20 protein-coding genes, 4 pseudogenes and 1 other annotated feature are annotated in these 22,363 nt (G+C 59.9%); of the genes and pseudogenes, 13 read left to right on the plus strand and 11 right to left on the minus strand.

Going from position 1 to position 22,363, the window contains the following annotated elements:
* A pseudogene (locus ACZ9HU_RS15445) lies at positions 1 to 177 on the plus strand (bifunctional D-altronate/D-mannonate dehydratase); the annotation flags it as partial.
* Between the two features lie 43 nt (positions 178 to 220).
* Positions 221 to 2,902: a glycoside hydrolase family 2 TIM barrel-domain containing protein gene (locus ACZ9HU_RS15450; protein ID WP_476106148.1), complete on the plus strand. Its 2,682-nt coding sequence runs from the start codon at positions 221 to 223 to the stop codon at positions 2,900 to 2,902.
* 510 nt (positions 2,903 to 3,412) lie between these two features.
* On the opposite strand, the pseudogene ACZ9HU_RS15455 reads toward ACZ9HU_RS15450, so the two are convergent.
* A pseudogene (locus ACZ9HU_RS15455) lies at positions 3,413 to 4,458 on the minus strand (IS5 family transposase).
* A 104-nt stretch (positions 4,459 to 4,562) separates the two neighbouring features.
* On the opposite strand from ACZ9HU_RS15455, the gene ACZ9HU_RS15460 reads away from it, so the two are divergent.
* A protein-coding gene (locus tag ACZ9HU_RS15460; RefSeq protein WP_476106150.1) for an IS3 family transposase occupies positions 4,563 to 5,842 on the plus strand; the annotation gives its coding sequence in 2 pieces (ribosomal slippage) (positions 4,563 to 4,854 and positions 4,854 to 5,842; 1,281 coding nt in all).
* Positions 4,844 to 4,958 (plus strand) — a sequence feature (AL1L pseudoknot). It overlaps the preceding gene by 115 nt.
* On the opposite strand, the gene istB is transcribed toward ACZ9HU_RS15460, so the two are convergent.
* Both istB and ACZ9HU_RS15470 read right to left on the minus strand, forming a co-directional pair.
* Positions 5,807 to 6,682 (minus strand): IS21-like element helper ATPase IstB, encoded by an 876-nt coding sequence (gene istB / locus ACZ9HU_RS15465; protein WP_476106152.1) that lies wholly within the window; start codon positions 6,680 to 6,682, stop codon positions 5,807 to 5,809. The genes ACZ9HU_RS15460 and istB overlap by 36 nt on opposite strands.
* Positions 6,679 to 7,260 (minus strand): annotated as a pseudogene (locus tag ACZ9HU_RS15470) (Mu transposase domain-containing protein); the annotation flags it as partial. The gene istB and the pseudogene ACZ9HU_RS15470, both read right to left, overlap by 4 nt.
* Before the next feature lie 141 nt (positions 7,261 to 7,401).
* On the opposite strand from ACZ9HU_RS15470, the gene tnpA reads away from it, so the two are divergent.
* The 4 genes from tnpA to ACZ9HU_RS15490 all read left to right on the plus strand — a co-directional run bounded on the left by tnpA (position 7,402) and on the right by ACZ9HU_RS15490 (position 10,330).
* Positions 7,402 to 7,728: an IS66-like element accessory protein TnpA gene (tnpA, locus tag ACZ9HU_RS15475; RefSeq protein ID WP_476106155.1), complete on the plus strand. Its 327-nt coding sequence runs from the start codon at positions 7,402 to 7,404 to the stop codon at positions 7,726 to 7,728.
* Complete coding sequence (gene tnpB / locus ACZ9HU_RS15480; RefSeq protein ID WP_476106158.1) at positions 7,725 to 8,084, plus strand: IS66 family insertion sequence element accessory protein TnpB; 360 nt, start codon at positions 7,725 to 7,727, stop codon at positions 8,082 to 8,084. The genes tnpA and tnpB overlap by 4 nt, the downstream gene beginning before the upstream one ends.
* A 117-nt stretch (positions 8,085 to 8,201) precedes the next feature.
* Entirely contained in the window at positions 8,202 to 9,740 is a 1,539-nt protein-coding gene (gene tnpC / locus ACZ9HU_RS15485; protein ID WP_476106160.1) for an IS66 family transposase, read from the plus strand.
* Complete coding sequence (locus tag ACZ9HU_RS15490) at positions 9,737 to 10,330, plus strand: plasmid pRiA4b ORF-3 family protein (RefSeq protein WP_476106162.1); 594 nt, start codon at positions 9,737 to 9,739, stop codon at positions 10,328 to 10,330. Before tnpC ends, ACZ9HU_RS15490 begins: the two co-directional genes overlap by 4 nt.
* Before the next feature lie 6 nt (positions 10,331 to 10,336).
* Here the strand turns inward: ACZ9HU_RS15490 and istA are convergent, their stop codons facing one another.
* A complete protein-coding gene (gene istA, locus ACZ9HU_RS15495) occupies positions 10,337 to 11,041 on the minus strand; it encodes an IS21 family transposase (RefSeq protein ID WP_476106164.1) in 705 nt (234 codons plus the stop codon).
* A gap of 477 nt (positions 11,042 to 11,518) precedes the next feature.
* On the opposite strand from istA, the gene ACZ9HU_RS15500 reads away from it, so the two are divergent.
* Positions 11,519 to 11,938 (plus strand): IS1096 element passenger TnpR family protein, encoded by a 420-nt coding sequence (locus ACZ9HU_RS15500; protein WP_476106167.1) that lies wholly within the window; start codon positions 11,519 to 11,521, stop codon positions 11,936 to 11,938.
* On the opposite strand, the gene ACZ9HU_RS15505 is transcribed toward ACZ9HU_RS15500, so the two are convergent.
* Positions 11,833 to 12,297: an Lrp/AsnC family transcriptional regulator gene (locus ACZ9HU_RS15505; RefSeq protein ID WP_476106170.1), complete on the minus strand. Its 465-nt coding sequence runs from the start codon at positions 12,295 to 12,297 to the stop codon at positions 11,833 to 11,835. The two genes, ACZ9HU_RS15500 and ACZ9HU_RS15505, sit on opposite strands and share 106 nt — an antisense overlap.
* A gap of 198 nt (positions 12,298 to 12,495) precedes the next feature.
* On the opposite strand from ACZ9HU_RS15505, the gene ACZ9HU_RS15510 reads away from it, so the two are divergent.
* From ACZ9HU_RS15510 to ACZ9HU_RS15525, 4 genes are all read left to right on the plus strand, one after another.
* Positions 12,496 to 13,278 carry a 2-keto-4-pentenoate hydratase gene (locus tag ACZ9HU_RS15510; RefSeq protein WP_476106173.1) on the plus strand — a complete coding sequence of 261 codons (783 nt, stop codon included), beginning with the start codon at positions 12,496 to 12,498 and terminating at the stop codon, positions 13,276 to 13,278.
* A 312-nt stretch (positions 13,279 to 13,590) separates the two neighbouring features.
* The gene (locus tag ACZ9HU_RS15515) at positions 13,591 to 14,529 is read left to right on the plus strand and encodes an NAD(P)-dependent oxidoreductase (protein ID WP_476106175.1); all 939 of its coding nucleotides are present in this window, start codon (positions 13,591 to 13,593) and stop codon (positions 14,527 to 14,529) included.
* Between the two features lie 107 nt (positions 14,530 to 14,636).
* A complete protein-coding gene (locus tag ACZ9HU_RS15520; protein ID WP_476106179.1) occupies positions 14,637 to 14,834 on the plus strand; it encodes a hypothetical protein in 198 nt (65 codons plus the stop codon).
* A 91-nt stretch (positions 14,835 to 14,925) separates the two neighbouring features.
* Positions 14,926 to 15,243: a hypothetical protein gene (locus tag ACZ9HU_RS15525; RefSeq protein ID WP_476106181.1), complete on the plus strand. Its 318-nt coding sequence runs from the start codon at positions 14,926 to 14,928 to the stop codon at positions 15,241 to 15,243.
* 41 nt (positions 15,244 to 15,284) lie between these two features.
* Here the strand turns inward: ACZ9HU_RS15525 and ACZ9HU_RS15530 are convergent, their stop codons facing one another.
* On the minus strand, positions 15,285 to 15,533 hold the full coding sequence (locus ACZ9HU_RS15530; RefSeq protein WP_476106390.1) for a hypothetical protein: 249 nt from the start codon (positions 15,531 to 15,533) through the stop codon (positions 15,285 to 15,287).
* A gap of 70 nt (positions 15,534 to 15,603) precedes the next feature.
* On the opposite strand from ACZ9HU_RS15530, the pseudogene ACZ9HU_RS15535 reads away from it, so the two are divergent.
* Positions 15,604 to 16,125 (plus strand): annotated as a pseudogene (locus ACZ9HU_RS15535) (FadR/GntR family transcriptional regulator).
* Between the two features lie 112 nt (positions 16,126 to 16,237).
* Here the strand turns inward: ACZ9HU_RS15535 and ACZ9HU_RS15540 are convergent.
* From ACZ9HU_RS15540 to ACZ9HU_RS15560, 5 genes are all read right to left on the minus strand, one after another.
* Positions 16,238 to 16,987, minus strand: a complete 750-nt coding sequence (locus ACZ9HU_RS15540; RefSeq protein ID WP_476106183.1) for a MipA/OmpV family protein — start codon at positions 16,985 to 16,987, stop codon at positions 16,238 to 16,240.
* A gap of 513 nt (positions 16,988 to 17,500) precedes the next feature.
* Positions 17,501 to 18,136: a TetR/AcrR family transcriptional regulator gene (locus ACZ9HU_RS15545; RefSeq protein ID WP_476106185.1), complete on the minus strand. Its 636-nt coding sequence runs from the start codon at positions 18,134 to 18,136 to the stop codon at positions 17,501 to 17,503.
* Positions 18,137 to 18,246: 110 nt separating this feature from the next.
* Positions 18,247 to 19,032, minus strand: coding sequence for a hypothetical protein (locus tag ACZ9HU_RS15550; RefSeq protein ID WP_476106188.1), 786 nt, complete (start codon positions 19,030 to 19,032; stop codon positions 18,247 to 18,249).
* Positions 19,029 to 20,081 carry a Gfo/Idh/MocA family protein gene (locus ACZ9HU_RS15555; RefSeq protein WP_476106189.1) on the minus strand — a complete coding sequence of 351 codons (1,053 nt, stop codon included), beginning with the start codon at positions 20,079 to 20,081 and terminating at the stop codon, positions 19,029 to 19,031. The genes ACZ9HU_RS15550 and ACZ9HU_RS15555 overlap by 4 nt, the downstream gene beginning before the upstream one ends.
* A 22-nt stretch (positions 20,082 to 20,103) precedes the next feature.
* Entirely contained in the window at positions 20,104 to 22,209 is a 2,106-nt protein-coding gene (locus tag ACZ9HU_RS15560) for an outer membrane protein assembly factor BamB family protein (protein ID WP_476106191.1), read from the minus strand.
* Positions 22,210 to 22,363: the final 154 nt, after the last annotated feature.

The following is a 22,363-nucleotide window of genomic DNA, read 5'->3' on the forward strand; positions in this document are numbered from 1 at the left end:
CCCGAAACCGACGAGGTTTTCCCCCACGATTACACGTTCGAGGCGGGCATGCTCTATGTCGGCGACACACCCGGCCACGGCGTCGACATCGACGAAAAGCTCGCCGCCAAGTATCCCTACAAGCCCGCATACCTCCCCGTCGCAAGGCTGGAGGATGGCACCATGTGGAATTGGTAGGATGCCATTCCCAATGGATAGGTATTCTGTTCAAGACACGGAGATGATGATGCGATTGAAAGTGGCAATGCGGGCCACGGCTGCGCTCATGGCCGTGCATGCCGGATTGGCGATGGCCGCTCCACCGGAGACGCGCTCGATCCCCTTGACCAATGGCTGGCTTTTTGACTTTCCGGGCAATAATGCCGAGGCAGTCCCTGCTGACAGCGCTACCGGTTGGCAGGCTGTGTCGGTGCCGCATAGCTGGAACCGCGTCGGGCAATATGAAGCGCAGACAGGCATAACCCTGGCTCAGCACAGCATCGACAAGAAACAGGGCGTCGGTTGGTATCGCCTTGATCTAAAAGGCCCCAATCTTCCCGATGGGCGCCGGGCCTTTCTTGAATTTGATGCCGCAAGCCGCATGGCACAAGTCTGGCTGAACGGACAGGAAGTGGGCAGCCATGCCGGAGGATTTTCGCGCTTTCGCATCGATGTGACGAAATCCATCCGGCCGGGACAGAGCAACCGTCTGGTGGTGCGGGTTGATAATAGCGCGCCCACGCCGGACAGCGCGACGGCGGACATCCTGCCCTTGACCGGCGACTTTTTCGTGCAGGGCGGCCTTTATCGCCCCGTGCGCCTGATTATTACATCGGCGGCCCATTTCGACCTCATGGATGACGGTGGCAGCGGTGTTTATGCCCAGACTGATCAGATTACCCCAAATTCGGCGAAAATTGGCCTGATCGCAAGGCTGCGCAACGATGGCGCAGGTACGAAAGGCTTGCGCTTCACCACGCGTCTGGTTGATGCGCAGGGCAGGACAGCGGCCACAGCCAGCAGCAATGTCACGGTCAATGGCGCAAGCCTTGTCGAGGCGAGGCAGGTGCTGAATGTGCCCTCGCCGCAACTGTGGCAGGCCGCTCGCTCGCCTTATCTTTACAGGCTGGTTTCGGAATTGCGCGATACGCGGGGCAACCTGCTGGATCGGCGCGAACAGGATTTCGGTATCCGCCAGATCCGTATCGATCCCAATCGCGGATTGATCCTCAACGGCAAACCGACGCCGCTGCATGGTGTGGGCCTGCATCAGGACTTCATGCCCACCGGATGGGCGATGAGCGAAAAGGACGTGGCCGGCGTCATCGCCAATCTGCGCGACATGGGGGCCAATACATTGCGCCTTGCCCATTATCAGCATGGCGAAACCATTCACAAACTGGCCGATCGATATGGGTTGATACTGTGGGACGAAATCCCGCTGGTGACCGCGTGGACAACCCGCAACGGGCAATCGCAGGCCAGTGAAGGGCTGGTAGCCAATGCCCGCCAACAATTGCGCGAACTGATTGCCCAGAATCGCAATCATCCATCGGTGGCGGTATGGGGCATTGCCAACGAGGTTGATTTCGGGCCGAACCGCCCCGGTTTCCTCAACAACGGCACAACAACAGCGCCTGATCCACGGCCTTTGGTGCGCGACCTCAATGTGCTTTCGCATCAACTCGACCCATCGCGCCCGACCGCTTTGGCAACCTGCTGTGAAGATCGCGGCATGGACCAGATTCCTGCGGTTGCCGATATAACCGATGTATCGGGGGCCAATCGCTATTTCGGCTGGTATTATGATCGGGCCGAAGGATTGGGGCCGCATCTCGACCATTTGCATGCCAAGCGCCCCAATCAGCCGCTGGCCGTGACCGAATATGGCGGCGGCGGCGCATTGTCGCTGCATACGGACAATGTGGACGGCGGGCCGGTCGATGCCGGTGGCCGCGCCCAGCCCGAAGAATATCAGGCGGCGTTGCATGAGCGCCTTTGGCCTCAACTGGCGGCGCGGCCCTATCTGTGGGCAACGTGGGTCTGGAACGGCTATGACTTTGGCAGCACCGCACGCCGTGAAGGTGATGCAACGGACATCAATACCAAAGGTTTGATCAGCTATGACGGCGCGATCAAAAAGGATGCCTTCTACTATTACCGCGCGCAGTGGTCCAACCAGCCCACCTTGCATATCGCGGGTCGCCGCGCGTTGGAACGCGCCTATCGCATCGCGGATGTCAAAGTCTATTCGAACGCGGCGCAGACGGATCTCTTGCTCAATGGGCATTCACTGGGCACCCAACGGGCCTGCGCCAACCATGTCTGCCTTTGGCGCAATGTGACATTGGCCGCGGGCACCAATCGGCTGGAGGCGCGGGCAAGGCATGGCGGCAAAATGCTGTCAGACGCAATCCATTGGCACCTTAGCGCCGATCAGGCCGAGCATTTCCGCATTGATGCCGGAGCCTTGATAGCGGCCCATTCCGAGGAAGGTCGCTTTGGTTCGGACAATTTCTTTATCGGCGGCCGCGCGGCAACCATGGACCAAACCCCTGCCTTTCGCCCGCCGATCCCTGCCAAGATCAAGGGGACAACGGATCGGGATCTGATCGCATCCTATCGGGCGGGCGATTTCAGCTATCACCTGCCCCTGCCTGACGGAAATTACCGCGTTGGCCTCCGCTTTGCCGAACCGTCATTGAAGGCCGGCGAGCGGGTGTTTGATGTTCAGGCCAATGGAGAAACTGTGGTTGAGGCGCTGGATGTGGCGCAGGTTTCCGGCGCGCCACTGACCACGATTTCGCGCCAGTTCGAGGTGCGGGTGAGATCCGATGGCCTTACCCTGAAATTTGTCCCCCGAAAGGGCGATGCCATGGTTTCAGCCATCAACGTAGAGTTAGCCGCAGGTCCAAAGCATTGAAAATATATATTCGGGAGAGAAAGATGCAAGGCAGCCACCATCGCTTTGGCAAGGTTTCATTCACCCGCCGCCGCTTGCTTGGCACGACGGCGGTGGCGTTTGGCGGCTTGGCCGCTCTTGGCCTGACGGCGCGGCTTGACGCTGCGGTCAACGAGGCCGCGCATGTCACACTGCTGGCCGGCGAACCGGGCCAGAATTCCGCCCTCTCACGGCTGAAACACGAGTTCGATTCTCGTAGGGGTCACCATAAAATCAATCACTTAAGTGATTCGCCAAGCAGACCCGTCAAATATCCGTCAAATAAGCGGTGGCGGATCTTGGCGAACGACCCTGAATTACGTTGTGATTGTATTGGCCTCCGGCAGGGAGATTCGGTGCCGCTCAATAAACTGGACACTTCGAAGAATCGTCTGATTCGGGGTGAAGGCGCCGGGGCGCAGCAGTGTCCGATTGGGTGGAATTGGTCCGGGGTTTGTGGATATTTGGTCGGCTGTTCGGGCCGGATTGGGGTCATACGTACGCAGTTCGCCTCTCGAGCCAAGCGAGGCGCTGGAAGTTATAGACGAGGTTGGCCATGCCGATCTTGATCGTGGCGCGGGCGATGCCGATGGTGCGCACGACGAACACCATGCGGTGCTTTTGCCCTGCGAACACATGCTCGACGTGGGCGCGGATTTTGGATCGCCGGGTATTGGCCTTGGCGATCCGCTCGGGCATCGGCCGCCTCGGCTTGCGCCTCTGGTGGATATGGCTCTTGAACATGCCGACGGCGAGGAACGCCTCGTTCTTCTTTCGACCGGTAGGCGGTATCCGCCCAGACGCCCGAGCCGGTGTTGCTCTTGCTGATCAGGTCCGGCAGCCGCGCCCCGTCATGGGCGTTGGCGGCGCTGGCACCCCGGGTGCCGATCAAGCCGTGGGCCTTGTCGATGCCGATATGATTCTAGTAGCCGAACATGGGGATGGCGATATCGACGGGCCCACGGGACTTTTGGGCAGCCTTGGGATCGGCGCCCTCGCGGACCTTGGCTTTGCTGTACTTGATCGACCAGCGCGCATCGCGGTCTTTTTGTCGCGCCTTGGCCGGTTTCCAGTCCTCGGGGACGCGACCTTCCTTGATGGCGGTTTTCTCGGCTTCGGTGTTGCGCTGCTTGGGCGCCGGCACCACCGTGGCGTCAATGATTTGCCCACCCATCGCGAGATAGCCGCGATCCTTCAACACGACACGCGGCGTCGATGCGGGCGAAGAGTTTGTCGATCGCCTTGGCCTGCACCAGGCGCTCACGGAACAGCCACACCGTCGTTGCATCGGGCACGGTGCCGTCGAGGCCAAGACCCAGGAAGCGCTGGAACGACAGGCGGTCCTTGATCTGGAGCTCCGTCGCCTCGTCGGACAGCGCCTGAAGCACCAGGATCTTGAACATCAGCACCGGGTTGAACGGCGGCCGTCCGCCCTTGCCCCGTACGCTGCGCCGAAGTGCTGCCACCAACGGTCCGCGGAAAACCTCGAAGTCGACAACGCCCGACAATCGCTCAAGCGGATCACCCGCTGCGCTCAACGCCTCATAACGGTCCGAAAGATCAAAGAAACCGGGCTATCCTGCCATCATTGAACCGCCCCGGCTTTCCCGGAGGCTCCGATTTGTGAGAAGGAGCTTTCGTGATGAGCAAGACCCGGAACAAGTTTTCACCTGAAGTTCGCGAACGCGCGGTGCGCATGGTTGGCGAGCATCGCGCCGATTATGGCTCGGAGTGGGAGGCGATGACCTCGATCGCTGGCAAGATTGGCTGTACGGCTGAGACGCTGCGCCGCTGGTGCCGTGAGGAGGCGAGCCGACGAACGGCACCAGCGGCGCAGGCCGCCGATGATAAAGCCCGTCTCAAGCTGCTGGAACGCGAGGTGAAAGAACTGCGCCGCGCCAACGAGATCCTGCGCAAGGCGTCGGCGTATTTTGCGATGGCGGAGCTCGACCGCCGCGAGAAATGATGATGTCGTTCATCGACAGCCATCGCGAGGATCTGGGTATCGAGCCGATCTGCCGGGAACTGGCGATCGCCCCGTCCTCCTATCATGAGCACGCGCGGCGCCTTGCCGATCCCGGCAGGCGTCCGGCCCGTGCTCGCCGTGACGATGAGATCAAGGCGCAGATCAAGCGTGTCCATGAAGCCAGTTCCGGCCTCTACGGCGCGCGCAAGGTCTGGCATCAGTTGCTGCGTGATGGCGTGGCTGTTGCCCGGTGCACCGTGGAACGCCTGATGGCAGCCATGGGGCTGGCAGGGGTTCGGCGCGGCAAGACGACGATCACCACGGTCAGCAACCCCAAGGCACCGTGTCCATTGGATAAAGTCAATCGTGAGTTCCGCGTCGAGCGGCCCAACGCACTGTGGGTGGTTGATTTCACCTACGTGCACACGTGGGCCGGCTTCGTCTACGTGGCCTTCGTGATCGATGCCTATGCGCGCAGAATCGTGGGGTGGAAGGTCAGCACTTCGGCCACCGCCGGTTTCGTCCTGGATGCGCTGGAGCAGGCAATTCATGCCCGCAGGCCAGGGCCAGAAGATGGCCTGATCCACCATAGCGACAGGGGTGTTCAATACCTTGCCATGAACTACACCCAGCGCTTGGCCGAGGCCAATCTCGTGCCATCGGTCGGCAGCGTCGGCGACAGCTATGACAATGCTTTGGCCGAGACGATCAACGGTCTTTACAAGACCGAGGTCATCTGGCGGCAGCGGTCATGGCCAAGCGCCTCGGCAGTGGAAATGGCGACCTTGCGCTGGGTCGATTGGTACAACAACCACCGCCTTTTCGGCCCCATCGGATACATCCCGCCCGCAGATGTCAACGGCACTGTAAATTTCCTCGGAAGAGGCAAAGTAAAATTCCTCACTTTGCGGTATAAGGTGTCAGTTGCTGGTCTGTGTTGTGCCTCCCTGCTTTGAGGGTCGCCCACGCCGCCGGGGTTCAAACGGCGCTGGTGGGCTGATCTGCGCATTTGCCCTGATGTGTTCAGGCAGAAGGTCTGCGTGGCGCCTGAGCCGATAACTCGAACCATCGATCTGGATGACGATGGCATGATGCAGCAAGCGATCGAGCAAGGCGGTCGCAACGACGGGGCTGCCGAAGATTTCTCCCCATTCAGCAAAGCCGCGGTTCGAGGTGAGGATCATTGCCCCCTTTTCGTAGCGCGCGTTGACGAGTTGGAAGAATAGATTGCCCCCACCAGGGATGACCGGAAGATAGCCGATTTCATCGACGATCAGGAGGGAAGGCCTACAGTAAAAGCGGAGCCTTTCGCGCAAAGTCCCTTCCCGCTCGGCTTTGGCCAGTGCGCTGATCAGGTCGGCAAGGGTGATGAACGAAACGCTTTTGCCCGCCTTTACCGCCTCCAGGCCAAGTGCGCTGGCCAAGTGGCTTTTACCTGTACCGGGCGGCCCGAGCAGGTGGACGACTTCGCTGCGTGCGACAAAGTTCAATTCGGCAAGGGCCATGATGCGGGCCTTGTCGAGTGAGGGCTGGAAGGAGAAGTCGTATCCAGCCAGGGTTTTAACAGTGTTGACCCGGCCCATCCGCAGTGCGGTTCGAATGCGGCGTTCCTCTCGGTAGGTCAGTTCCTCAAGCAGAAGTTGCTCTACAGCCTCAAGGGCGGTGATTTCGCCCCGGTCCAGACGAGATACGCATTCATCGACCACTTCAATGGCGCGCGGCATCTTGAGGCCAACCATACTGCATTTGATGCGGTCGAGCAGCGACGCGGTGGGATCTGGCAGGAGCGAGTTCATGCGTTTGCTCCCGCTGTTGCCAACTGCTGCCCGATAGCAGCGTAGATATCGAGGGAACGACGTGCCACCTGCTGGCCAGTAAAGCCGTGCGGCAGCGGCAGATCCTCCTTTGGCCGAGATTGACGCCTGTGCTCATCGAGCAGCGAACGTTGTCGGCGTCCTTCCAGCAGTGGATGGCGGGCGATCAAGCGATCATCTTCGAAGATTTGGATTTCGTCGGCCAGGTTATGGACCTCGACGACACGCCGCCGGGTTGCATCCGGGACGGAATAATAATTGCCGCCAACGCTGACCATGCCGTCGTGGCTGATCCGGCGCTCAAGCTTGAGGACCGCGCCGAACGGGATAAGCGGCAAGAGTTGCAAGGTCAGCTTTTCTTCTGCGAAGGCCTCGTTAACGACACGCCCGGTCGATGCATGCACCCGAGGATTGGCGACATTGCCGAGCCAACGGTCGAACTGTGCGTTCAAATCATCGAGATCACGAAAGACACCGCCGAGGAAGAAGTCTTCCCGAATGTAGCGGAACGGCCGCTCGACCTTGCCTTTGGTTTCAGGGCGATATGCGCGGCATGCCTGTAAGCGCCGACGGACCCCGGCCTTGCGGATGACTGGGGTGGCGTAGATTTCGCGAGGCAAATGGAGGCCTTGCGAGTGGAAGAAGAGCAGTCAAACGAGCCTCGTAAGGGTGCTCGCCGGGATGGCGGAGCGATCGTACGGGTGGAACGTCGCCGGAATTGGAGCGACGAAGAGAAGCTGGCGATCCTGAAGGAGACGACCCAGCCCGGCGTGATTGTGGCAGCGGTTGCCCGTCGGCATGGGATTGGGACGGGTCAGCTCTACACGTGGCGCAAGCAATTGCTGCGCGGCGCCATGGCAGGCTTTGTGCCGGTTGAACTGGTGCAGCCAGAGCCTGCTGATAAGATGGTGGCCGCTGGCCGGATCGACATTCGGCGTGGTGGTGGTTTCACGGTCTCGGTGGACAGGCTGGTTGACCGCGAGACGCTGCGACTGGTCCTCGAGATTGTCGGGGAGCTTGAAGGTTGAGCCTGACGTTACCGCCCTCGGCGAAGATCTATCTGTCGCTGGCGCCATGCGACATGCGCAAGGGGTTTGACGGACTGTCGGCCCAGGTTCGCAATATACTGCAACTTGATCCTTTCTCGGGCGCGGTCTTCCTGTTCCGGGGCAAAAGAGGTGACAGATTGAAGGCTCTGGTGTGGGACGGGTCGGGGCTTTGCCTTTATGCAAAACGGCTTGAACGTGGAAAGTTCGTTTGGCCACGCGCCCGGGATGGTGTCGCCGCCCGGCTCTCTGGCGCGCAGTTGGCGATGCTGATCGAAGGGCTGGATTGGCGGCAGGCCATTGTCCATGAGGAGGTCGCCACACCGACAATTGCGTGAGAGGAAATCGCAGAAAAACGCCACTTTTTGTAGTATTTTCAGGTCTCCTGTCCTATAGGGGTAGGCATGCGGTTCACGCTTGATCACCTCCCCACAGACCCTGTTCTCCTGCAGAAAATGCTGCGGGAGATGGCGGAGGCTATGGAGGTGGATCGGGATGAGTTGAAGGTTGCGAAGCAGACCGTCAAAGCCCAGGGCCTGACCATAGAAAAGCTGGAACACCGTCTTGCACGGCTGCTGCGCGTCCAGTTCGGGCGCAGCTGCGAGAAGATGGATAACGCGCAATTGCGCATGATGTTCGAAGACGTCGAGGCCGTCCCCGAGCCTGCCAATGATGATGCCGCAGCGCTAAAACTGGAACCGGTGCGCAAGGCCGCCGCCCGCGCGCCAATCCCGGCGCATATACCGCGCCTGACCGCAGAGCATCGCCCGGAACCGTGCGGCTGCGGCGGGGTGGAGACCGTCATCTGCGAAGATGTCACCGAGGTGCTGGATTATGTTCCGGCCCGCTTCCGTGTTCTGCGCCATGTTCGGCCTCGTGTCGCTTGCCGGTCGTGCGAGACGATCCGACAGGTGCCTGCCATCGATCTGCCTTTGCCCAAGGTGATGGCCAGCAGCGCGCTGCTCGCGCATTTGGTCGTCAGCCGCTTCGTTGACCATCAGCCATGGCACCGTCAGTCGGTGATCCTGCGGCGGCAGGGCGTTACTATCGATCGTGATGTGATGGGCCGCTGGGCGCGCAAGCTGGCCTGGTTGATGGCCCCGCTTGGCGAGCGCCTGCTGGCCCACATTCTCCAAGCCCCCAAGATCCATGGCGACGAGACGCCGGTCACCTTGCTGATGGGCGAAGATGGCAGCCATACCGCCTATTTCTGGGTCTATTTGCGCGATGGCCGTTCCAGCGGCGACATGAGCCCGCCTGCCGTGGCGTTCCGCTTCACGACCGGGCGTGGCGGCGAACATCCTGCCGCTCATCTTGCCGGATATGAGGGATACCTTCAGGCCGATGGCTATGGCGGCTACAACATCTTGTACCGCAACCCCAAAACGAAAGCCCCGCGCCGCGTGACCGAGGTTGGCTGTTGGGCGCACGCGCGGCGCAAATTTACCGACATTCTGGCCAAGAACCCGTCGCCGGTCGCAGCGGAGGCGGTTGTAAGGATCGGCGAGTTGTTCGCGATCGAGCGCGACATCAAGGGCGCGCCGCCCGACGAACGGCGGCGGGTCCGCCGGCAACTGGCCGCCCCGAAGCTGGCTGCCTTGCGGCCATGGCTCGAAGCACAGATGCGCGGGCTGTCTTCAGACAGCGCGCTGGCCAAGGCATGCCGCTATCCGCTCAATCGCTGGGCGGCGATGGCCCGCTATTGTGACAATGGCCTGCTCGAGATCAGCAACAACCTTGTCGAGAATGCCCTGCGCGGTGTTGCTCTTGGCCGCCGCAACTGGATGTTCGTCGGTTCGACCAAGGGCGGAGATGCCTCGGCGCTGTTCTATTCCCTCGTCGAAACCTGTCGCCTCAACGGTGTGGAGCCCGAGGCCTGGTTCACCGACGTCATCGCCCGTATCGGCAATCATCCCATCAACCGGATCGACGAATTGCTCCCTTGGAACTGGCAGGCAGCGAAAGAGATCCAGAACCTGGAGCAGGCCGCTTGAGCAACGCCTTCGTCGCACGGATGACAATCACGCTGGATGACGTGACGCCGGTGGTGAGCCGCGTGATCGAAGTGCCGCTGGGGATCCGTCTCGACCGATTGCACAGCACCTTCCAGGCAGCGCTGGCCTGGACGGACAGCCACTTGTGGGAATTGACCTTCGGCCACACGGGCTTCGGCATCCCCGATCCGTCTTACGGCTTTGATGGCCCGCTTGATGCCCGCAAAACAACCTTGGCTCAGGCACTGGAGGGGATGCGAGGCAAGACCTTCCGTTACCTCTATGACTTTGGCGATGCGTGGGAACACAGCGTCAAAATCCAGGGCATCGTCCCTGCCGATCCCCACGGCAGCTATCCACGCCTGCTCGACGCCACCGGCATGCGGCCACCAGAGGATTCAGGCGGGCCCTGGGGGTACGCTGAGAAGCTGGAAGCGCTCGCAGATCCGGCCCACGAGTATCACGAAGAGGCTCTCGATGCCCTGGGCGACGACCATGATCCCAATGCCCAGCCCAACATCGACATGATCCACGCCAGCTTTGCCGCACTGGCAAAGAAATGGGCGCCCCGTCCGCGAAAGGTCAAATAGACCGCGTCAACGTCGCATTCCGTCGGCGCTTACGCATGCCTTGGGCAGATAGCCGTAATGCTGCGCAAACTCGCCAAGCGTGCGGTTATAGACGACCCGGCCATCCTCATCTTCGCCAATAACGGCTGTCTTCATGCGGTCGTATAGAATTTCACGAGGGACACCGCCGATCGCCTCGAACGCGGCCCGGTGGCAGGCGAGTACGGTCTGCATCGTCTGGCGCTGTGCAAAACGGCCCCAGAGCAGTCGTGAAAACCCCAGGACCATGGAAAACAGCCAGACAATCTGTACATGATCCGGCGCGTTGGCAAAGCGTACCCGGAATTGGGCAAAGTCCACCTGAGCCTGTTGCCCTGGGGGTGTTTCAAATCGAACTGCGTAAGGCTTACCGCCGCCGGCCGGTCGCATCGTGCGCACTTCGTCGCGCACTGTGCTGTAGCCACCCGTGTAGCCGCGCTCGCGGATCTCGCGGGTCAGGCGCTGCGCGCTCAACCCCGGGTAGGATGCCAATCGAACCCGCAGATAATCAATATGTGGGTCGAGCAAACGCTCTCTGGGCTGCCGAGGTCCATACTTTGGCACTTCAATGCCCCTGCTAATGTATTTGCGGACAGTTTTGCGGTCGACGCCAACCTGCCGGGCAATCGCAGCGATCTTTACGCCTTGGCGATGCAAATCCAGGATCATCATCAGATCTCCAAGCTTCTTCATCTCAGCACCGCCTCCCATAGGGAGAACTATGCCGGATATTTTGGCTTTGACCCTGTCCGGGGCGCGCCCCGGACAGGGTCAATCAGAAGAAGTGAGGAATTTTACTTTGCCTCTTCCGGGGCATTTTACTCCGCCATCAACAGCAGAGGCCGAGGCAAACTACTATGCAGCCATAGAGTCCCTCGATATGGCGGCATGACTCAATTGAAAATGCCTCCGGAAATGCCGGAGCGGTTCATCATCGCCTCCGCCGTACCAGCGGCGAAGTGAATCAAATTCACCCCTCAAAGGCCAGAGTTTTTCGAAGCGTCCAACTGGATGGTCGCTAGTGAGATCCAGAACCTTGAGCAACACCTTCGTCGCCCGGATGGCGAATCAACAGCGATGATGTGACGCCGATGGCGAGTCGCGTAATCGAAGTGCTGCTGGGGATTCGCCTTTGACCGGCTGCCCAACGCCTTACAAACAGCGCTGGCGTTGATCGACAGTCACCTGTGGGAATTGACCTTCGGTCACACGGGCTTTGGTACCCCCGATCCATCTTGTGACTTAGATGGCCCGCTTGATGCCCGCAAGACAACCTCGGCTGAGGCGCTTGAAGGAATGCGGCGCAAGACCTTCCATTACCTTTATGATTTTGGCGATGCGTGGGAACACAGCGTCAAAATCCAGGGCATCGTCCCTGCCGATCTCACGGCAACTATCCTCGCATGCTCGACGCCACCGGTATGCGGTCACCAGAGGCTTCGGGCGGACGTTGGGGAGGCGTGTGCGTATCAAGCCATACTTCTTCACCGCGCTCTTACCGGTAACTGCCAGGTTTGCTTGGTAGTTTGCATGGGGATGTCCGTTTTTAGGCTCTGGATACAGGATATGTTTCCAAGCTTCTCGGCTTGAAACCGGCGGTAAGCTTGAAGATCCTCGGCAACGACGCGAAGAAGATAATCACAGTCGCCCGCCATCAAATGGGCTTCGACCACCTGATCAAGAGCCGCAATCTCGCGGATAAAGTGCTCGACGGTCCCCTGATCCTGACCTTTCAACCAGACACGCACAAACACCGTGAAGCCAAGCCCCACCTTGGCGGGATCGAGCAGCGCCACATAACGCTGAATGATGCCTGCATCCTCGAGCAATTTTACACGCCTTAGACAGGGCGACGGCGAGAGACCGACTTCCTGAGCCAATTCAACATTGGTGAGACGGCCATCGCGTTGCAAGGCGGCGAGAATCCGTGTGTCGATAGAATCCATCATCAGCATTAAATGCCATAGATCTATGACTTTTGCAGCACTTTATTGCCGCATGTGTCGAGGATTGAAGCGATAAAAGCGCAAAATATCAATGCTGGTGAAGTATAATGCGAGGGTCGGGCAAGCCCAATTGAGGATCCCAGCGACGCTGACATTCAATACCGCACATCGAGCCTTGGCCTATTTCAGGATTGCTGAAGAATGAGTGACAAACTTCACGCCGCCGCGCTGTCTTTGCGGAAGGCCTACCAAGGCAAGCCAATCCCACCGTTGAGGGATTATCTTGATATGGCCGACGTGGTTAGTGCCTATGCCATACAAAGCATCAACAACCGACACTGGGAGGAACAAGGGCGACGCATCGTCGGACGGAAAGCAGGTCTAACTGCAAAGGCAACGCAGGCCCAGTTCGGTGTGGATCAGCCTGACTACGGCACGCTTTTCGAAGATATGCGGATCGCAGATGGCGGCAATCTCGATCCAACGTGCTGCATCAAACCGAGAGCCGAAGGGGAAATCGCCTTCGTACTGGGCGCTGATCTGCCATCGGGAGTTACTTCGGTGGAAGACATCGGTAAAGCCATACTGAGCGTGCATGCCGCCATCGAAATTGTCGACTCGCGGATCCTGGATTGGAACATCACGCTAGCCGATACGATCGCTGACAACGGTTCCTCGGGATATTTTGTCCTAGGACATCAAGCCCACGACTTGGCCGACCTTGATCTGTTCACGGCCGGCATGGTGACGGTTATCAATGGGGAAGTCAGGTCTCTCGGGGCCGGGGCAGCAGCCCTTGGGCACCCCTTGAATGCGGCTGCGTGGTTGGCGCGTTGCCTGGCTAGCCATGACATGCCCTTGCGCAAAGGAGACATTTTGTTGACTGGCGCTTTGGGGCCAGTTTGCGAAATCCACGATGGAGACCACGTAGTGCTTCATGTCGGTGGACTTGGCTCTTGCGGACTCCATTACACAAGCGACTGACGCACTTCGCTTGGCATCTCGGTCAAATCTTGCCGGTAGGCCGGCTCACTATAACACATGCCTCCGGTCGGCCGACGGCAATCAGGCTGCCTGCATGACAGCATCTTAGGCGATTGGACGGCAAAGGATACGGAGAACGTAGATGGGAATGTCCAAGGGCGTACTGCCGCAAGACGAACAGGCGCTTAGCCCGCACAACACGCCGAGTTTGTGTCCAAATGCCCTAAAATATAGAACTATTGTGCAACAGGGGGGCTGGCCGATCTACAAAGTGGCTGGTCCGCTCAATCAAACGATGGAACGTTAACCGCCATGGCGAACACCCTTGACCAGCATGACGCTTCGGTACGAGAGATGATCGGCTTCATCGGTCTTGGCGTGATGGGACAGCCCATGGCGCTGAACCTGGCGAAGGCCAATGTGAACCTGATTGTCTGGAACCGCACCCAAGCAGCGGTTGAACCCTTGCGCGCTGCCGGGGCCGAGGTGGCCTCAAGCGTCGAACATGTCTTCAGGCAGGCCCGCACCGTGTTGCTCATGCTGGTTGACGAAACTGCACTCGACAGTGTCCTGAAGCGAGGAACGCCCGAATTTGCTTTGCTGGTTGCCGACCATATTGTGGTTTCGATGGGATCAAATTCGCCGGATTATTCCCGGCGCCTTGCCGTCGATATCTCGGCTGCCGGCGGGCGCTATGTCGAGGCGCCGGTTTCAGGTTCGCGCAAACCTGCCGAAGCGGGACAACTGGTATCGCTGCTCGGCGGTGAACCCGCGACGGTGGCGCAGGTCCGCCCCCTGCTCTTCGCGATGTGCCGGAAGACCGTGGCGTGTGGGCCGGTAGGCAATGCCCTCTTGATGAAACTGGCGATCAATCTGTTTCTCAACACCATGCTTGCCGGCCTGGCAGAGGCCTTTCATTTTGCCGACAAGCATGATCTTGGTATTGCCGCCTTTAAGGAAGCACTCGAAGCGGGGCCAATGAACAGCGATTTTACACAAGTCAAACTTCCCAAGCTCATCGCGCGAGATTTTTCCGTTCAGGCTGCAACGCAAGATGCCCTAAACAGTACCCGGCTCATTGCCGACGCCGCTCGTGTTGCCGGGATCGCTTCACCAATGCTTGACCTGGCCAGCAGTCTCTACGAAGAGAGCATCGGACTCGGCAATGCCCGTCTCGATATGTCCACCATTCTTCTCGCTATAGAAGCGCGGACTGACCGGCTGGATGTCAATCCTGCAGCGCGAACGTGAAGCCCATGAGGCAGAGCGTGCCCGGCGCCAATATCGCACGGTAGAACCCGAGAACTGCCTAGTGGTGCGTTCGCTGGAAAGTATCTGGGAGGACTACCTATGAGTATGTGGTCAATGCCGATCATACCGTGGTGCACATCATCGAGTGTTACCGCACGCAGGGCTTACTGCCCCATGTTGAGCAAACTTTCAGCCCCTTTGCCGAACCGTTCCTCAGCCTTGCCACAATTATCAAGCTCTATGTCTATGGCGACACCACGCCGGAAATCCGGCCAAGCTGGACAGGTTCGGCGCGGAATATCTGACGCCCTTCGCAGGCTTTTCACGCTAGGCGATCAAGCTGCGACTTGCATGGCCACTGCGCCGGGCACTGGCGCAAGGCGGAAAGGATGTTCTATGAATGATCATCACCGCAAGGCTCTGTTCGCCACCGCCCTACCCCCGCTTGATGAGGCGGCCCAGGATGCGAATCGCTCCCCGCGAATGCCGTTCTGGCATATAAAAGACGCGGGCGATGGGCATTCAACTATCGAACAGGCCTGGCTGGGCGATTTCATGCAACAGGTGGTGAGCGCCCCCACCACGCCTATCTGGATGCACGGCTTTGCCGGGCAGGTCCGCGCCGTGTGGTTCAATGTGCTGTCCGTCGGCTGGATCGGCCATTGGCATCCCAGCCCTCGCTTCAATGGGTCATTCCGATTTCTGATTCCTTGATGCCCAAACCATAGACCTGCGGCTGACAGTCCGCCTCAAGATCATATCGGACCTTCAGGCGCTTGGTCAGATGGCCACGCGTGCCCACCAACACGATGAGCCACCGACATGAAGCCAAGGGCAAATCGACCGATTATCTGCAAGGCACCTATGCCGCGCTGGTCGATGCGCGGCTGCCGGTGGATTTTGTCCATGAGAACGAGCAGAATGGCACGCAAGTTGACGAAGGTCGGATTCAATTCCGTTATCAATACGGAACGGTTCAGCCGCGCCGTGGTAAGCGAAGCCATCGCTCGCCTGCGCGCAGAAGGTCTGGTCGAAACCATTCAGGGCAGCGGGGCCTTTGTACGCGACCCGGAAATGCACAATGGCGGTCTGGATGCCACCACCCGGTCATCGGTCAAATCCTTGCTCGATCTTGTCTCTGCGCGCCGGGTGATGGAGGCGGAAATTGCCGAACTGGCAGCGCGCAGACGCACGCCAGCCCAAATGGCGGTGATCGAACAGGCCTGGCAACGCCTTTGCGCCGCAGAGGATGCCAATGAGGATGGGATTGCCGAGAATTTCGGTTTCTACTCGGCCATCGCGGCGGCCAGCGGCAATGTCTATTAGTTCAAGCTGACCGAAGTGCGGGCGCGCAACATCGCCATCGCCATCGGCATCGGCATCGGCATCACCCGCGTGAACGAAGCCCGACGCAAGGATTTTTCCATCGAGACCAAGGCCGAGCATCTGGCACAGCTCGAAGCTTTGCGGGCGGGCGATCCCGATGCAGCGTGTCAGGCTGCGATCCGCCATCTTGGTCGCTCCGCCGATCGGATTCGATCGGCGGAAAAGGAATTCTGGCAATCGAGCGGAGCGTCAGTGCGCAATCTCGTTTAATTTGAAGGGATAGGCCGCGCCCTGCGTTTAATCGGGTTTGCACTGTCGGGCGCGGCCGCAACATCTGAATGGCGGAAACCCGGCCTTATCTGGCTGTTCCCGGCCTTTGCCGTTACATTCGATAGGTGAGAGTGAGTATTGCTGAGGGCTGGGTTTTTCGCTGAACAAGGGGGCTGTTCTGCGCGTCTCCTATCAGCGAGATGACGCCCCCTGTCGCGCTTAGCGTAATCCGGTCATTAAGGCGATATGCGGCAGTGATCGTGCCGCCAACATCCTTCATACCAGCTCCGGTTGTGAATTTTGGCAGCCCGGAGGCCTCAAATTCGGCCGTCGTCACTCCAAAATATCGGTCATTATGCTTGCGATCGGCCCAGGTTGTCGTGATGGCAGGCGTCAGCGAAAAACGGGATGACATCTTGACGGGGTAAGCAAGGCTGGCATCGACTATCATACCTTTTGTGCCGCCCGAGATGATCTTGATTGCCCCCAGAGTCGCCACAAGCCCCCCGGCGCGGATATTGGTGAAAAGTCTTGCACCAATCCCGTCACTCAGCCTGTTAATGCCGGAAGGGATATCCCGATTGCGATAGCCCTGAACGAAAATTCCACTGACACCGATGTCGAAATGTTTGCTTCTGATCGGCAAAACGCCAATGCCGTTGCGCAGATTGGCAAAGAACCAGCCTTCACGAATATCGATCGCGGGGATGGGAAGTACCCGAAGGCCAGTGGATCCCTGATAGGCAGGAGTAGCCGCGACGCCCACGCCGAGAACGATATGGTCCTGATCGCGTGTTTGGGCAGGGCTCTGCGCCCGGGCTGGGCCCGAGGTACCGGTGCACACTGCAAAGACCAGCATCATGCCGGAATACCTGTAGCGTCCGTTGTTTCTACTCATCATGACTGGATACGCTTTCTTGGCAGGCGCCGGCGAAGACCGGCGGTTTTTCTGGATTTATCGAGAGAGCTGCTGGTTTTTTCCGCCAAGATGCTCGGCAGCGGGTTCTTCATGTGCATTTGACAGCAAAGCCCTCGCGGATAAGATACGAAGCGCATCTTATCCGCGAGGGCTTTGCTGTCAATAAGATTCGATATGTATCTTATATGTATGCATGCCGACGGCAACTGCACCAACTTAGCAACGATAATGCTCACTTGAGCCAGTCGCGCTGCGTGGTGACCCAGCTGCAATCGGAAGCATCGGATCCCCGGTACCGAGGGATGGTTTCTGGACAGACCCGTTGATGTTATGCGACACCGCCAAAAATCTTGGAATTACCAGTCACAAAAATCCACAATTCCACAATAAAAATTATAATTATTTATAATTATAAATAATTACGGAGAATTTCTTCAAAATACACTTGAATGAAATTCATTCGCGCAAACTATGAATCGCATCAATCATATACTTTGACGCATTGACATTTGAATTTACTAATGACTGCAATTGCAGGCCGTCAGCCATTGCAATCAATTGCCGTGCATTTGATTCAGGATCAATATTGGCTCGGATCGTTCCTGCAGCCTGCTCTTCACGGATTCGTTGCGCCAAATTGGCTGCAACATTGTCAAATCTCTGTTTGAAAAATTCGTGGGCCGGGTGGTTTGGGTCCACGGCCTCAGCGGCAAAATTAAGGTAGAGGTGGACAACACCGGGGATGGCTATGTTGCGCTGCAATTGTTCGGCAAAAGTATCAAGAGTGACAACACTGGACTTCGATGCGGCCCGCGCATCCTCGTCCCATCGCATGATAACGCTTTGCAGCAGGTCTTCGCGGCTGCCAAAATAATAGAGGATATGCGCCGGTTCGATATTCAGCGCGCGACCGATCTCACGCAGAGATGGATTACGCAATTCCTGACGGGCGATCTTGAGCATCAGCCCTTTGAGAATTTCCTCACGCCGGGCTGCCCCTTTGGGTGAAGCCCCGACGGCCGCCGGGCTCGTGCGCCTTGGCCTGCCCAATTTCTTAGGCGTTTGCTGGGTATTATTGACTTTCTGCGCCAAGGTGACTGGTCCTGATAGCTCTGCTCTACCTCATTTGCACAGGTGGACCGGTAGCAACAACGGCATTTTGCCCAGGCGGCGGCAAGCGTTGACCGCCGCCTGGCCCGTCGTTACACCTGCCTCGCTATGCTCATGGCAAGAGCGGCGTCGTGATCCCATTGCCGCAACGTATCGCCCGCCAAGGCCGCCAGGGGCGAACCGGACAAGGATCGCAAGACTGCGCGGTGGGCGCTTTCATAGATGGTGGGCTGTCCGGTGGTGCTGTCGCCCGCGATATGAAACGCGGTGGCGGGCCGGGCCGCCGGATCGCTCCACACCTGCAAACAGGCGCTTTCGGTCCGCCCATGTGTCAACAAGCGGTGATGGCCGCCGCCCGCCCGGCTTTGCACCGCGTTCATGCGCAACAGCACCGATGCCTCGCCATGGGTGGCCTCCAGCGTGGCCACGGCCTGCCCCGCATCGGCGGCGGTGTGAACAATCGCCTTGGGCGCAAAACCGGCAGCGCGCGCCAGACGCAATTGCTGCAACACCAGATCAGCGATGGGCACCTCGCCTTGTCCTGTGATCGTGACCGTTGAATAGGCCCCGGCCAGACCCGCGCGGAAGGGCGCCACCGCCGGATTGTCGGCATGGATCTCGCACAGGGTGATGTCTGCGCCAATGGCCATCACCTCCGCCAATCGCCCCGCCGCGCCTGCCTGCGGGTCGATCAGGATGAAGCGCTTTTGCCCGCCCTGCATCGCGGCCAACAGGCGCGCTGGCCAATCGCCCTGACCGCTCAGCAGAACGACATCCCCGCCCGTTTCAACCAATCGCACCGATGCGGGCAACGAAGCAGCCAAAGCCTTGGCCCACGCGGGGCTGATACCATCGCCTTGTATGGAAAGAATGCTCATTGCCCGGCTCCCTGTTCGATCAACGCGGCGGCCTGTTCGGCAATCGCCAAGGCAAAGGTGAAGTCCTGCACGATCTCATCGGGGTCCGGCGGCGGGGCCTCTGCGCGCAGCATCGCGGCGATGGCCAGCCATTCCCCGGCATAGCCGTTTTGCGCCATCGGGGGCTGGCTGATGACGTGATCCTGCGTGGTCAAGCTCGCCTGCCCCGATCCGGCCATGACGAAGGAGGGCGTGAATTCGGCATGGGCCTGCCAGTCGGAAGCCGTAGCCGTCAGCGTCCATTCCGGGCGCCAATGGCCGTGCATGAAGGCAAACATGTCCACCATCTGCTCGCCCGCGCGCAGGGTCAGCATATAGCCAAAGGGGGCGAGGCGAACCGCATGAAGAACCTGCGGCGCCGAAGGATCGACCAGCAAGCGCCGCACCAAAGGCAGATCATGGATCGCCAGCCCCATGACGGCGGCATGGATCACCATGGCCTCGGTGCGCTGCGCCGGGGGCGGCGCAGGCATGGGATGGATCACCTCATTGGCCCAGCCATCAAAGCGGGCGTTGGGCGGCAGGATGATGCAGGATCGCACCAGCGAGGGGGCGCTCTCCTGCTCCTTCACCTTCTCTGCCATAAATCGCCACGCCGGGTCGAACAGATGCATCGCGCCAACCACGACCATGCCGCCGGTCTCGCGCGCCGCGCTGGCAATCGCATCGGCCTCCTCCAGCGTCGAGCAGAGCGGCTTTTCCACCAGCACCATGCGCTTGCCAGCCCGCAGCGCGGCGATGGTCTGGGCCGCATGGAACTGGGCCGGGCTGCCGATGACGACCACATCGACGGCGGGATCATTCACCAGCGCCTCCAACGTGGGCGCGGCCATCGCGCCGCAGGTTTGCGCCGTTGCCATGGCCAGTTCGGGATGGACATCCCAGATCGCGCGCACCGCAAAATCATCCGAAAGCGCCGCCAGCGCGGGCAAATGGATCGAGCGGGTCACCAGCCCCGACCCGACGATGCCAACACCCAAAAGGCGGTGGCCTTGTGCTGTTATGTTCATGGTTTCCATCCTGAAATCTGTTTCAACGTTTGGAAGCGGGCAGCGCAAAGGCCGAATAGCCCGAGCCTGCGGGCGCTTTGGGATCGCGCGCGCTGCTGGTGGCGATCACCACGAATTGGCGGCCACCGGCCATATAGGTGATGGGGGTGGCAACGCCTGATTGCGGCAAGGTTGCCTGCCACAATACCTTGCCCGTCGCCGCGTCATAGGCGCGCATCTGCCGGTCATAGATCGTCGCCCCGATGAACAGCAGCCCGCTGGCCGTGACAATCGGGCCGCCGTAATTTTCGGTGCCGGTGGGGGCCTGCCCCGCCTGCGTCAGCGCGGGATATTCGCCAAAAGGAATGCGCCAGAGATACTCGCCGCTGTTCATGTCGATGGCGCTCAGCGTCCCCCACGGCGGGGTGATGGCGGGATAACCATCGGCGTCGAGGAATTTGCGATAGCCGGTGAAGATATAGCGCGCGACGGCCTCCTTGCTCGCGGCGCCCTGCTTCGGTTGTTCCCCATGCCTCAGATAATCCATCAGGCCCGTCATCTGCGGCGCCAGATGCGCAAAGCCCGGCATGCGGCCCTTGCCCTTCATGATGATGGTGGCAATGTCGCCCTCCAGCCGCCGGTTCGCAACGCCTTCGAGCGAGGGGAAATTGGGCGGCGATCCCTTGCGGTCTATCCCGTGGCAACTGGCGCAGTTCTGCTGATAGGTCGCAGCGGCCTGATCCTGCGACACTTTGGTCAGCGCGCCGGTCCACGCCACATCATTGGCGTTGATATACAAAATGCCGCGCCCGCGCGCGATGGCCTGTCCGCCCCATTCGGCCCCGCCGTCATAGCCAGGAAAGACAATGGTCCGCTTGTCCACCGCCAGCGGGGCAAAGGGACCGTCACTGACGAATTCGGCAAAGGCCTTGGCCGCCTCGTCATGGGCCGCAGGGGTGCGTTGGGTCAGCATGTCGGCGGTCAGCCGCTGGCGCGCATAGGGCGCAGGCAGACGCGGCATGGGCTGGGTGGGCGAACTGGCCTCACCCGGCGTCAGGCTGCGCGGAATCGCGACCTCGTCAATCGGGAACAGAGGCTTGCCGGTGACGCGATCGAACAGGAACAGCACGCCATGCTTGGTCGCCTGCGCAACCGCGTCAATCGAGCGGCCATTGCGTTTCACCGTCAGCAGGACCGGCGGGCTGGGCGGATCGCGGTCGAGAATGTCGTGATGCACCAGCTGAAAATGCCAGAGCCGCTTGCCGGTAAGCGCATCCAGCGCGACCAGCGAATTGGCGTAGAGATTGTCGCCCTTGCGATCCGCGCCATAAAAGTCGCTGACCGCCGATCCGGTGGGAACAAAGACGATGCCCCTCGCCTCGTCCACCACCATGCCGGCCCAATTGTTGGCGCCACCAGCGGTCTTCCATGCGTCCTTGGGCCAGGTTTCGGCCCCCGCCTGTCCGGGCCGGGGGATGGCGTGAAAGGCCCAGCGCAAGCGCCCGGTGCGCACATCATAAGCGCGGATGGCGCCCGGCGCGGCAGGTGAAGATTCGGCCGTGCGAAATCCCACAATGGCCAGACCCTTCCAGATCGTCGCAGGCGTGGTCAGGGCAACGGCGACCTTCTCCGGCGCGCGCCCAAGGCCAAGGCGCAGGTCGATCCGTCCCGATGCGCCAAACCCGGCAATCGAGGCCCCCGTCTTGGGGTCGAGCGCATGGAGATAACCGCCCGCGCCAACCAGCAGGCGCTTGTCCGCCCCCGCCGTCCAATAACTCAATCCGCGCACCGGTTGCAGATTGGCATCGGGCAGGACGCGCCGCCACAATTCGCGCCCTGTCGCGCCATCAAGCGCCAGAACGGTCTGGTCTGGCGTCATCGCATAAAGCACGCCGTCGATCGCCAGAGGCGTGGTCTGAAGCCCGCCCGCCCCTGTTTCGATCCGCCACGCAGGGGCCAGCCCCGCGACATTGGCGGCATTGATCTGCGTCAGCCCAGAGAAGTGATCGCCTCCTGGATTGCCGTGATAGGCTGCCCAATCGCCCGCCCCCCGCCCCATCGCCACACCGCCCAGCAAGGCAAGCCCCATGACCGCCCCGCCGGCATGACGCGCCCATTTCGGGGGTGACGAAATTTTTTTTACTGCCACCTCAATCATCCTCTTCCTCCCCGGCTTGTTGTGAGGTAATTTAACATCATTAAAAAATAAGGCCAGCAAAAATTCCGCGCAAAAATGCCAATCAAATATCTGTTTAATTGTAATATTTTGAGTTGCCCTACGCGAGAATCAGTGATCGGCAGCC

Source organism: Novosphingobium sp. Sphag1I, from assembly GCF_056279125.1.